An 11,287-nucleotide genomic window follows, 5' to 3' on the forward strand; every position below is an offset into this window, starting at 1 on the left:
AGTTGTCAATATGTGGATTGCGGAGGATTAGTCATCATGTGGAGTCACCTGCTTACCTCCTGGCCGCGCCTCTTCTTACGTCTCCCCTTAGCGCTGAAATTGTGTATTTGCGGAGTTTGCTTTATTGCTTGTACGGCCATCTATTACTGGACCCTGCCCTTTACGCACACCGGGTATATTCTCGCGGTCCCAATGCTGCTCTCCTCCTGGACCTTCAACAGGTACGGAGCATTCTGCGTCTTTGTCTGCAACATAGGCGTCTTGATTCTCTATAATCTGCTCATATACCACCTGGCACCACTGACGCCAACCTATCTCTACTCGCTGCTGGGAAGTGTCGTGGTCTTGCTTATTGAGGGTTATCTGATGTGTACGCTACGCAGTATGCTCGACGCCACGGAAGAGGCACAGCGGCACGCAGAGGAGGCCAAAAAACAGGAGCACGATGCCTATGAGCGCCAGCGCCAGCTCAACCAGCTCAAGAACCAGTTCATTATCAACGTCAATCACGAGTTGCGCACCCCCCTCTCGGCGGCATATGGCTATATAGAAATGCTCGCTCACCTGCTGGAGCAGACAGGGCATCTGACGCGTGACCTCCACGGGGTCTATCTCAGAAACGCACTCAACTACTGCGACGAGCTGCGCCGCCTCGTCAACAACGTGCTGGATACCATGGCTATCGCGAATAATAGAGGTGACCTGGCGGTAGAGAATCTACAACTCTATCGTATTGTGTATGACATGGTCGCCCAATTTGAAATGCTTTACCAGTGTCATAACCAGGTGCATACCAGGATCTCGCGTCACCTCTTTGTCAGTGGGAATGCTCATTGCATACGTCATATTCTCTACAACCTGCTCTCCAACGCCTTCAAATACTCTCCCAACATGAGTCCCATCCTTATTGAAGCGGGCACCGATGGAGAACAGGTTCACATCACCGTCAGCGATAGAGGGGCAGGCATCCCACCACAAGAGCAGGCCATGCTCTTCGAGCAATTTGCGCGCTTGCCACAAGACCTGGCGGGGCCAACGCGTGGCAGCGGCCTGGGCCTGTATATCAGCAAGCACCTGGTCGAAGCCATGCATGGAAAGATCTGGGTAGAGAGCCAGGGGATACCGGGCATAGGGAGCCAGTTCCACTTTACGCTTCCCGGCATTGTGAAGATGCAGCGGCAGTTTGTGCCTGCGCCTCAGACTCCCATACCGGCGCCCGGTCCCGCGATACTCAATTAGGTCTCGCGCCCGCGGTGCTCGCAACAATAAGAGGTAGTGTAGCATGGCCCTGGCAGCCTTTGGCTGCCAGGGCCATGCTACACTACCTCTTATTACTCTTCTTCAGCGCCGGGAACACGGTAAAACATCAAGAGGGTGCTGCCATAGCGTCGCTCGTCGACGAGGGTGAGACGCTGACAGGTGACTGCGGCAACTCCGGGCCGCTCCTTGGGATGGATCTGCACAATCACCAGGCCATCATCAGGAACCAGGGGCGAATGGTCCAGCATCTCCAGCGCACGCGCCGCCATCTCCTGGTATTGAGGGGGCGCAACGTAGATAATGTCATAGGGTTTTGGCGCGGCTCCGGGTGCTGCACCAGCCTGGAGAAACTTAAAAGCGTCTCCCCGCACCGTCTCCGCCCGGTTGATCAGGCCCGTCAATTGCAGGTTCTCGCGCAGGATACGAAATACCTGGGGATTGAGTTCCAGAAAGGTCGCGTGGGCAGCCCCCCGACTGAGGGCCTCAATACCAACATTGCCAACACCACCAAATAGATCCAGGAAGCGTGTACCCTGGACCTCGCCAGACAGGATATCAAAGAGCGCTGTTTTGACGCGATCCAGGATGGGTCGAGTGTCAATCGTTTTAGGTGACTTGAGCCGTTTTCCTTTCGCCTCACCGGTTACCACGCGCATATTTTTCCTCCTCTAACAGGTGTAAGACGGCCTCGACCTCGGGTATAAAATTATCTTCCTTAGCCCACGAAATCAAAGCTTCGTTTTGATCTACCTTCAATTTTTTCTGTATGGTTATTCCCCAAACGCCTGCGAGCAAGGCATGCAACTGCTCTTTGCTAATCTGTGAACCCACCAGTATATTGAGGACCTTCAAGCGATCTGGACTCGCAGTCGTCGCGCCCTGCATTTCACGAAACGTGTGCAGTTTATCCGATGCCACGTCCAGGATAGCCTGAGAGAACATCGGCTCCTCGCCCTCCTCCAGGTCAACCAGGCCATCGAGATCTTCAGGCTCAACCTCCTCATCAAAGGCTCTCGCCTGGCGTGAGGCAGCCTGGCGCGTCCCATTCAGGGGAACCACATTCGTGGGCAGAGTGGTATGATTGTTCCCATTTACCTGGGGAGCCGCGATAACTGGTCGCGTCGGCTGATCAGCAACGGCTTCCCGCTTGGCAGCTTCAGTTTGCCTCTGGGGAACAGGCTGTGCCTCGGCCTGCCTGGGCTGTGACCTCTGCTCATTCTGTGCCTCGGCTGAAGAAGCCTGATGTGGTCGTTCATTGCCCGTTGTAGAGGCAGTGGTCTGCGTAGATTGATTGGCCAAATGCTGCTTATCATCGCCGCCACTGTCGGCATCCCGCAATTCACGCAACCGTGCAATTGCTGAGCGCCGATTAATGTTGGAGAGGGAGCGCACATTCAACTGCTTCATAGCCTCATGTGGCTCAATCCCCCAGGTCTCTTTAATATAGTGGATAAAATCTGGCAGCGACATATCGCCACCGAGATCACCAGTCACCTTCGGGACCGAAGGGAGGGTGACCCCGCTATGCTGGCGCGGCACTGGCGCCTGTGCCTCTTCGACAGGGGCAGCACTCTCGCGCACCTTAGAGGTGGGCTGAGTTGGCTGCGTACTCGTCTGCGGAGCGGGCACAGAGGCGGGTCTCTGTGGTGGAGTTGCAGGACGCCCACCAGCTGGCGCCCCCTGAGGAGCAGGCGTACTCACCCTGAGGCTACCTGGAGCATTTCCTGAAACACTACTCGGGATGGCACGAGATACACGTTTCTCTATGCGACTTATTAGCTGATCCAAGCCCTGCTCGGCTTCATTCAACAACTGCTCGCGCTCCTGATCGCTCGCACCCAGTGGCATAGGGATACCCATCTCAAGCGTATGCCTGCGCCCTCCGCTCTCAAATTCAGTCGCATAACGCAACCAGATATGCCTGTTGTCGCCTTCCAGTTTCGCCTTCTGGCCATCCATAAGACACTTTCTCCTCTTTGCTGTTCTGCCCACTCTTATTCCGACAATGTGTTCACGCCTACCCTTCCAATTCTACACAATCCGCGGCGAAACACAAAATAGTCATCGGCCTGCGCCCCGAGGACACAAAAATTGGAACTAGTGTACGTGTCTTATTATAGCAAAAACTGATCTCATGTACACTCTTTCCTCATCCTTCTTTCAGGGCCTTTATAAAAGTCACCCCTTCCCCTCCTTTGATTAGAAAACTCGATGTGCATGTTTTTGGCGAGACGCCTCGCGCCTGGGTATGTGGGTGGTGCGTGCTGGCAGCCTGTAGCTGCCAGCACGCACCACCCACATATAGGATCCATTTAGCGCTCGCTTGCCTGGTAAATGCAGAATATGATACAACGATAACAGGCTTGCCAGCGGGCGCCTTTAACTCCACCTAGAAACGGATGCACATATATGACGCTAGATGAACAGCACGCACGGGAAAAAGCCCAGCATCTCTATGATACCTACACCAGTCGGGGCGATGTACTGAATTATTTCTCAACGCTCTACCAGCAAGCCCAGGGAGACGCCTCAGCCATTCCCTGGGCGGACCAGCAAGTAAATACGCACTTCACGGACTGGGCCGAACGCCAGCAGTTCCAGGGAAACAACAGGCGCGCGCTCGTCGTTGGCTGTGGCCTGGGAGATGATGCCGAGGCCCTGACGTGCCTGGGCTTTCAGGTCACCGCCTTCGATATCGCGCCAGAGGCTATTGAATGGAGCAAACGACGCTTCCCCGAGACCACGGTCCACTACGAGGCTGCAAACCTCTTCGCCCTACCTCAAGCATGGCAGCAAAGCTTCGACTTCATTCTGGAGATATATACTATCCAGACCCTTCCTCACGAACTAAGGTCCCGCGCCATGGAATGTATCAGCCTCTGCCTGGCACCCGGCGGTGACCTGCTCGTGATCTGCCGTGGCACAGAGAGCGAGGAACGCGATGGTAAAATCCCCTCTCCCCTGAGCCGGCAAAGCCTCTCGGTCTTCCAGTCCTGCGGCCTGCAAGAGGTCACCTTCGACGACTTTTACGACCAGGAAGAGCCTCCCAAGCGTCGTTTCCGCATCCACTATCACCTATCCAAGCATTCCTAAAAACACATTTCCGACCTCGGCAAGCTCCAATCCTCTGGGTCTCGCAAATCATCAATGGGTTCTAGTGTTGGTGGCGGGCTGGCAGAGCCAGCCCGCCACCAACACTAGAACCTGGCGAGCCATGTAGTGGCGAGAAGTCTGCGCCTTCACCATAGATAAAAAGCTATATGCTCCCCTAAAACTTCTATAGAGATAAAACGTATAAGAGAATAGAATATGCTCCCTATCTTTTCAATCAGTACGCCCTGATGTGTCGGACGATGAAGCCAAAGCCGCACGCCTGAAACGGTATGCTGAATTGCGGTGGAGTTCAGACACAACTCCAAGCCCTCGGCTTTAGCCGTAGGGTACTGACTTCAACATCAACATAGGGGAGAAACAAAATTCGTTCCATTTCAAAGTCAACTCGCACAGCCACACAGACAGTCGTCGTTATCATCACCAGTACCGCCAGCAAGGTTATAAGCATCGGGCCTGGCGCAAGCCGGTACTCCCAGGAGAGCAGCAGTACACTGACCATGACGACTCCCAACAAGGGGAACAGGAAGTGGAGCACATGCGCACGCAGAATATCCCCTGGCGTGACTGGTAAAGGTCAAGGGAAAAGAAGAGAGCGAGGCCCTGTCGGCAATGCCAACAGGGCCTCGCTCTCTTCTAAGGAGTTCTTCATACTAGGACTCGGGTTCGGAGGGATTGTTCTCACCAGTGTTCAGGGGGCCGGAAACTCCACGCGGGCGGATGGGCGGCGTTGTGTTGACAACACCCGTCTTGGTCGCGGCATCATAGGACCCATTGGCACGCATAATCGCTAATGCATCGTCATAGCTGACCTCACCAGCCGTCTTGACCGTGACAACAGTGTGGCCTGCCGCTATTTCTTGCTGGTAGAAGCGCGCATCCTTCTCGGGAATACCAATACGTACAAACGAACCAATTAAGCCACCGGCCGCTGCGCCCAGCGCGGCACCGCCCAGGGTTGCTACCAAGATACCGCCCGCGATGGCTGGACCAATCCCTGGAATCAACAATGTCGCCACGGCCCCCAGCACGCCACCAAGCACGCCACCCTCCACCATACCGGTAGCCGTATTGACAGCGGTCGCCTCTGAAAGCCCCTCCAGGCGAGCATGCGCCAGATAGCCAATCTCATCATCGGTAAAGCCCGCGTGCCGCAGCGCTTCAATAGCGTTCCGGGCCTGCTCTTTATCCGCGAAAACACCGACGGCGATTGTCTTCTGCACCATTGCCATAGCCAGACCTCCTTTCTTAACAAGAGAGGTGGTTGGTCAGCGAAATTGAATACATTCTTGCCAGTTAACTCGAATTAACTCAGAGCACATTCTCAGCCTCATTTACTCCCACAAAAAAGGCCTGTTGTGTCACTTGCATAATACACGGGAGAAGGGAAAAGCGAGTTTCAGCTACCCGACTAACGCTGCTGAAGCACGCGTTGTTCCACTCACCTGGCCTGGCTCGACTGTAGGCTCTGCTCCTGCTCATCAATGGGAACGAGGTTAAGGCGGGTCGCGTAGAGCGCGGCCTGGGTTCGGCTCTGCACCCCGAGCTTTGAGAGAATATGACGCACATGCGTCTTAACCGTATCCTCGACGATATGCAGGTGGCGCGCGATATCCTTATTCGAGCGTCCCTGGGCGAGTAAGCGCAGTACATCGGCCTCGCGTTCCGTCAGGTTCTCGGGCAGGTTGGGTTCACGTACCTCGTGCAGGAGAAAGATAGAAGCTTGAGGGGCAAAGTGCACGTTACCCTGCACCACCTCTTTAATGGCGTGGCAAAGCTCCTCAGCCAGGGCATCCTTCAACAAGTATCCTACAGCGCCCGCCTTGACGGCATGGATGACAGTTGAGCGCTCGACATGATTGCTCAAAATAATCACGCGGGACTCAGGACAGCAGTGGCGCAGCGAGGCCGTGGCGGAGATACCATCCAGTACAGGCATCATCACATCCATAAGCACCACTGCGGGACGCAGGCTTTGCACGAGTTGCACACCAGAGGCGCCATCGGAGGCCTCTCCCACAACCGCAATCTCGGGATCCTCTGTTAGAAACTGGCGCAATCCCTCGCGCACCATACCATGGTCATCCACAATTACCACGCTAATCATAGGGGTCATCTCCTACCTTAGTGCAAAACCACTTGACATAAAGGCGCCGTCACTACTCCTTTTTTATTCTACCAAGCGCTCGTAAATCCGCTTCATTGGAGTATATGCTAGTATGGGGGACCGGTCGCGGACCATTCCCCCACACTAGCATATATTTGTGCGTAGTTCACAGGTTAAGAGGTGTGCTTCGCATTAAGAAGGGAGCGCACCCACTTGAGCGGTCCCCTGGACAGAGTGGGACGCGGGTGAGCGGCTTGCTGGAGGGCTTTCATAAAGGCTGTGATATCGGGGAAGCGCCGGGCGGGTTCTTTGGCCAGTGCGCGCATCACCACACGCTCGATAGCTTTAGGGACCTCTGGCATCAACACGCGAATAGGTTCTGGTAGTATATAGAGATGCTGGTGGCAGACCTGGGTGGTGCTACCGGAAAAAGGGAAATGGCCACAGAGCCAGGTGTAGAGCATGATTCCTAGCGCGTATTGATCGCTGGCGGGTTCAGGACGGCCACGAATCTGCTCGGGTGCGGCGTAGAGCGCCGTTCCATTCGAACCATCAGTAGCCTCCTGATAGTGCTTCAGGACAGAGGTCGCGATACCAAAATCGCAGAGCCAGACCTCCTCTTGTGGCCCAAGCAACACATTCTGCGGCTTGACATCGCAGTGCAGCACACCATTATCATGCATATATTGCAGCGCCGCGCCAAGTTGCAGCACATAGGGAAGCACCACGTCCAGGGCGACCTGGCTCTGCTGGGGGAAACGGTCCTGCAAGGTCCCGTGTGGTGCATACTCCATGACCAGGAAGGGAATCCGCTCCTCAACGCCAAAATCGAGCACACGCACGATATGCGGATGACGCAAACGCGCCTGTAGGGTAGCCTCTGCCAGGAAGCGCTGAGTATCTCTCCCTGTGGCAAACCAGGTATTGAGCACCTTCACCGCTCCCAGCGTGTGCAAATATTGATGCTCTCCCAGGTAAATCGTCGCGTATCCGCCACGCCTGAGCGGACGCAACAGATGATAGCTCCCCAACTGCTCAAGCGTACCCGGTTCAGGAAAATACTGGTTTTGTGTTGACATTGCTGGTATCCAGACACTATCGCTACACTCATAGAACCCTCACCCCTCAGCAGCATGAAAACATGCCTCGTTTCAAGTGTATAGATGTCATCAACCCGGTGTCATCAACCAAAAGAGTTAAATTCCAGGACATCGACGAGAGATAGAAACATCTACCGTTATAAATAAGTAGAAAATGTGCTAGAGTAGCCGCGTACGCCAGTGGTGCTGCGCACCACTGGCGTACGCGGCTACTCTAGCACATTACAAACCCAAGCGAGCGCCGCAGGCGCGAGGCGTGATGATACAAAGAGACACTAGGACTAGTGGGGTAAGAAAAAGGTCAGAAACAGCGCGACACTAGACTAGAACGCAATCATACTGTAGGCTGAGAATAAAAAGATAGGAACCTTACTCATGCAGCAAGAACCGATCTTACGCACAGAGCATTTAACGAAGCGCTTCGGGAAGCGTACCGCCGTGGATAACCTGGCGTTAGAAGTGTTCCGAGGCGACGTCTTTGGTCTGCTAGGTCCCAACGGTTCAGGAAAAACCACCACGATTCGCATGATACTTGGTTTAATTCAACCAAACCAGGGCTCTATCATGCTCATGGGCAAGCAGTCAGAGGATAAGCGTGGCTACCTTGATGCCCTCCGCCGCACGGGCGCGATTGTCGAGCAGCCCACATTCTATCCCTTCCTCTCCGGGCGCGAAAACCTGCGCGGCATGGCGACCTTTGCAGGTCTGGCCAATGATCAGGCAACACACGCTCGCATAGAGGAGGTTCTGGAGCAGGTAGGTCTGGCAGAGCGCGCTAACGATAGCTATAAGAAATACTCCCTGGGCATGAAACAACGCCTGGGCATTGCCGCGGCCCTCCTCAGCCAGCCCGAACTGATTATTCTCGATGAACCAACTAATGGCCTGGACCCCGCGGGCGTCGTCGAGATTCGCCGCTTTATCGGGCAACTGGCGCAGCAGGGCATCACGGTCATCGTCTCCAGCCATATCTTGCACGAAATTCAACAGGTATGCTCGCGTGTGGCCATTATTAAGTTCGGCAAACTCCTGGTCCAGGGCAACGTCAATGAACTCCTGGCGGAACGCGAAGGCATCAGCCTGAGCTTTAAATATCCCGAGCAGGCCAACAAAGCAGAACAGGCCCTCAAGGAAGTTCAGGCCCAGATTCCCTGGATGAAGAGCGTTACCCACACCCAGGCCGAACCGGGCTCCTGGGCAAGCGTAGGCAGCCCGCTTCTCCAGGTTGAGGCTCCCATCGACTACGCCATGGAGGTCAACGCGCTCCTGGGCGAGCGTGGTATCTATGCCGCCGAGATTCGCCGCCAGGAAGCCAGCCTGGAGAAATTCTTCCTGGAACTGACCGGGGAGGACGCGGACTTTAACGAAACTTCGGAGCCAGCCCAGCCCCAACTTTCGACTGGCCAAGGGAGGAGCATCTAATTATGAAAGCAGAATCACTGGTTACAAGCATAGAGGTAGCCCCTAGAGGTGGCTGGCTCGCCCAGGTCGCACGCATGATCGGCTGGAACCTCTATCAGATGCGACGGCGCGCCATGAGCAAATGGCTGAGCATTATCTTTGCTCTGCCCCTGATCGTCATGGTTGGCATCTTCCTGGCAACCGGCAAACACGATTTACTGGCCTACCCAACCCTATTTCGCCTCTTCGGCTCGATACTTAGCTCGCTGGGGCCGCTCCTACTGCCAATTCTGGCTGCGACACTTATCGGTAGCGAATACACCTATGGCATCCAACGTCAGTTGCTGGGGCGTGGCATGAGCCGCCTCCAGGTCTACACGGCGCAGCTAGCGTCGCTGGCCGTCGTGACCCTGCTGGGTACCGCGATCACCCTCCTGCTGGGTGTCATCCTCTCACTGCTCTTTGGCAACGTCTTTGGCGTTCAAATGGCGCTCCCCACGGGCGGAGCCTGGCTCGGCCTGCTTACCTACTGGCTGGGGCACTCCCTCAACATCTACTTCTTTGTGACTATCGCTGTTTTCGTCTCGACATTGGGGCGCAATCCCATCGCGGGCACAGCCGTCGCCCTAGGCTACCAGATCTTTGAGACCCTAGTGCGCAGTATTCTCGTCGTCATGGTCAGCCTCTTCGACCAGAATACCGCCAGGAATCTCATCCACTTCCAGGAGTGGCTCCCCGGCGTGGTCGCCCAGACCATGCTGAGTGGCCCGTCCGGCCAGCTCTTCCAGGAGCCAACCAATTCTACCAGTAACCCCGATATAATGAGTCCCACCACGGCGCTCATCATCCTGATAGTCTACCTACTCATCCTCATCGTCGGTGGCTACCTGCTCTACAGCCGCCGCGACATGACCGAATAGGTCAGGCTCGTTATGTTGGATAGGGGCACAGGTGCTGCGCAGCACCTGTGCAGCTCGGACACAGCTCACGTCCCCTGGAAGAGGGTCTGCGCCAGACCCTCGAATACGAAATGAAACTGCTGGGGATGAAATAAAGAGAAAACCTCCCGACCCTCTTAATTGAGGGCCGGGAGGTTTTCTTTGGCATTAGAACTTACTGCGCGACAAATGTTGCAGTGATTGCAGAAGAAAATCCATAAGTGAAATCAGAAGCCGTCACATGATATGTTTGGCCGCTGACCAAACCATCGGCCTGAATAGTTGTTGTGAAATTACCATCTTGATCAGTAGAGATCAAGGCATATGTGTCAGCAGGATAGTAGTAATAGTCAGGATTTGGCGTAAAGGGACCATCCCATGCCAGCGGGAAATATGTCCCTGCGGGAAAATGCGCGCCAGTCACAGTGATTGTTGTTCCCGAAGGCCCAGTTGTAGGTGTGAGCATTAAAGTTGGCTGGTAGTAGAAGATGAAAGGCAGCCAGGGACTCAGATCAGCTACAAGATTGCTACTCAATCCAATAGCTTTTACCTTAATATTCCCTGCCCCACTACTTACATCTTCCAGGGGAGGAACAACAAATGAGGCCGCTACAGCTCCATTGATATCACTTGTTCCAGTATAGACGACTTTATCGTTGAAAGTGATCTGCACTTGCTCACCAGCCACAAAATCGAATGCAATCAATCGAAGCGTATCCCCGGCCTTACCGATTGTCCCGAAAGGATATGAGTCGTAGCCAGTAATTGCCGGGTCAAGTGGATGGGTAGCACTAAGCGCGATCTGCGTAGCCTGGCCAATAGCCGCAAAAGTAACCTGATCTGCATCATTATGGGCAGTACTGGGCCAATCAATCACTGAGATAACAGCCCCGGTGGCATCAGCAGTTAGTGTAGTCACATTCACTTGATTAGATTGTTGGTAACGATCAACAATCTGGATAGTTTCGTTTGCGCCGAAGCCATCGATATACACCGTACCTGCTGCACCACCACCACCCCTCCTGTCTTAGCTCAGCATTACGATCATTCCTCTGGGCTTCATCCTCATAAGCTTGTGCTATTCTTCTCAACATCCTCGCTGTCCGAGGCCATCGATTTTGTATCGACTGAGCCTGATTGCTATAGCGTTCTGCAATTTGTCGCTCTTGTTGTCCTCCATCCGTTGGTTTTCTCCAAGTTCCCCCTCTATCATTGCGAATTCCTATTTCCATTCCCAATTCGATATCTTCGCTTCTGAGAGCTTCGATTAAATCACGGATCATCTTTGCTGGCAAGAGCTCATCGTCATCTAGCTTTGCATATCTTAGTATCCATTTTGTATAAGCAACCATCACAAAGTATCATCATCT

Annotated in this window: 10 protein-coding genes; 4 read left to right on the plus strand and 6 right to left on the minus strand. The window is 54.4% G+C overall.

The genetic code is table 11. The annotated features are described in order from the left end of the window. The first annotated feature begins 36 nt into the window (after positions 1 to 36). Positions 37 to 1,239: a sensor histidine kinase gene (locus KRAC_RS14690; protein WP_007908218.1), complete on the plus strand. Its 1,203-nt coding sequence runs from the start codon at positions 37 to 39 to the stop codon at positions 1,237 to 1,239. Positions 1,240 to 1,331: 92 nt separating this feature from the next. On the opposite strand, the gene rsmD is transcribed toward KRAC_RS14690, so the two are convergent. Together rsmD and KRAC_RS14700 are read right to left on the minus strand one after the other, a co-directional pair. Beyond that, the gene (gene rsmD, locus KRAC_RS14695; protein WP_007908219.1) at positions 1,332 to 1,916 is read right to left on the minus strand and encodes a 16S rRNA (guanine(966)-N(2))-methyltransferase RsmD; all 585 of its coding nucleotides are present in this window, start codon (positions 1,914 to 1,916) and stop codon (positions 1,332 to 1,334) included. Next, on the minus strand, positions 1,897 to 3,219 hold the full coding sequence (locus tag KRAC_RS14700; protein WP_007908220.1) for a hypothetical protein: 1,323 nt from the start codon (positions 3,217 to 3,219) through the stop codon (positions 1,897 to 1,899). The genes rsmD and KRAC_RS14700 overlap by 20 nt, the downstream gene beginning before the upstream one ends. Before the next feature lie 450 nt (positions 3,220 to 3,669). Between KRAC_RS14700 and KRAC_RS14705 the strand changes: the two genes are divergently transcribed. Further along, positions 3,670 to 4,353, plus strand: a complete 684-nt coding sequence (locus KRAC_RS14705; RefSeq protein WP_007908221.1) for a class I SAM-dependent methyltransferase — start codon at positions 3,670 to 3,672, stop codon at positions 4,351 to 4,353. Positions 4,354 to 5,024: 671 nt separating this feature from the next. On the opposite strand, the gene KRAC_RS14710 is transcribed toward KRAC_RS14705, so the two are convergent. The 3 genes from KRAC_RS14710 to KRAC_RS14720 all read right to left on the minus strand — a co-directional run bounded on the left by KRAC_RS14710 (position 5,025) and on the right by KRAC_RS14720 (position 7,557). Then, positions 5,025 to 5,603 (minus strand): general stress protein, encoded by a 579-nt coding sequence (locus KRAC_RS14710; RefSeq protein ID WP_007908224.1) that lies wholly within the window; start codon positions 5,601 to 5,603, stop codon positions 5,025 to 5,027. A 209-nt stretch (positions 5,604 to 5,812) separates the two neighbouring features. Continuing rightward, positions 5,813 to 6,478: a response regulator gene (locus KRAC_RS14715; protein WP_007908226.1), complete on the minus strand. Its 666-nt coding sequence runs from the start codon at positions 6,476 to 6,478 to the stop codon at positions 5,813 to 5,815. A gap of 173 nt (positions 6,479 to 6,651) precedes the next feature. Further along, positions 6,652 to 7,557, minus strand: a complete 906-nt coding sequence (locus tag KRAC_RS14720; RefSeq protein WP_007908228.1) for a serine/threonine protein kinase — start codon at positions 7,555 to 7,557, stop codon at positions 6,652 to 6,654. A 396-nt stretch (positions 7,558 to 7,953) separates the two neighbouring features. On the opposite strand from KRAC_RS14720, the gene KRAC_RS14725 reads away from it, so the two are divergent. Then, on the plus strand, positions 7,954 to 9,000 hold the full coding sequence (locus tag KRAC_RS14725) for an ABC transporter ATP-binding protein (protein ID WP_007908230.1): 1,047 nt from the start codon (positions 7,954 to 7,956) through the stop codon (positions 8,998 to 9,000). 2 nt (positions 9,001 to 9,002) lie between these two features. Further along, a complete protein-coding gene (locus tag KRAC_RS14730) occupies positions 9,003 to 9,899 on the plus strand; it encodes an ABC transporter permease (RefSeq protein ID WP_007908232.1) in 897 nt (298 codons plus the stop codon). A 193-nt stretch (positions 9,900 to 10,092) separates the two neighbouring features. On the opposite strand, the gene KRAC_RS14735 is transcribed toward KRAC_RS14730, so the two are convergent. Continuing rightward, positions 10,093 to 10,911, minus strand: coding sequence for a hypothetical protein (locus tag KRAC_RS14735; RefSeq protein WP_007908238.1), 819 nt, complete (start codon positions 10,909 to 10,911; stop codon positions 10,093 to 10,095). Between the last annotated feature and the right edge of the window lie 376 nt (positions 10,912 to 11,287).

Origin of the sequence: Ktedonobacter racemifer DSM 44963, from assembly GCF_000178855.1 — a bacterium.
Lineage (GTDB): Bacteria > Chloroflexota > Ktedonobacteria > Ktedonobacterales > Ktedonobacteraceae > Ktedonobacter > Ktedonobacter racemifer.

Bases quoted from the DNA above. Each gene is read 5' to 3' on its own strand.
- KRAC_RS14690 (WP_007908218.1), top strand. From the start codon at position 37: ATGTGGAGTCACCTGCTTACCTCCTGGCCGCGCCTCTTCTTACGTCTC.
- rsmD (WP_007908219.1), bottom strand. From the start codon at position 1,916: ATGCGCGTGGTAACCGGTGAGGCGAAAGGAAAACGGCTCAAGTCACCT.
- KRAC_RS14700 (WP_007908220.1), bottom strand. From the start codon at position 3,219: ATGGATGGCCAGAAGGCGAAACTGGAAGGCGACAACAGGCATATCTGG.
- KRAC_RS14705 (WP_007908221.1), top strand. From the start codon at position 3,670: ATGACGCTAGATGAACAGCACGCACGGGAAAAAGCCCAGCATCTCTAT.
- KRAC_RS14710 (WP_007908224.1), bottom strand. From the start codon at position 5,603: ATGGCAATGGTGCAGAAGACAATCGCCGTCGGTGTTTTCGCGGATAAA.
- KRAC_RS14715 (WP_007908226.1), bottom strand. From the start codon at position 6,478: ATGATTAGCGTGGTAATTGTGGATGACCATGGTATGGTGCGCGAGGGA.
- KRAC_RS14720 (WP_007908228.1), bottom strand. From the start codon at position 7,557: ATGTCAACACAAAACCAGTATTTTCCTGAACCGGGTACGCTTGAGCAG.
- KRAC_RS14725 (WP_007908230.1), top strand. From the start codon at position 7,954: ATGCAGCAAGAACCGATCTTACGCACAGAGCATTTAACGAAGCGCTTC.
- KRAC_RS14730 (WP_007908232.1), top strand. From the start codon at position 9,003: ATGAAAGCAGAATCACTGGTTACAAGCATAGAGGTAGCCCCTAGAGGT.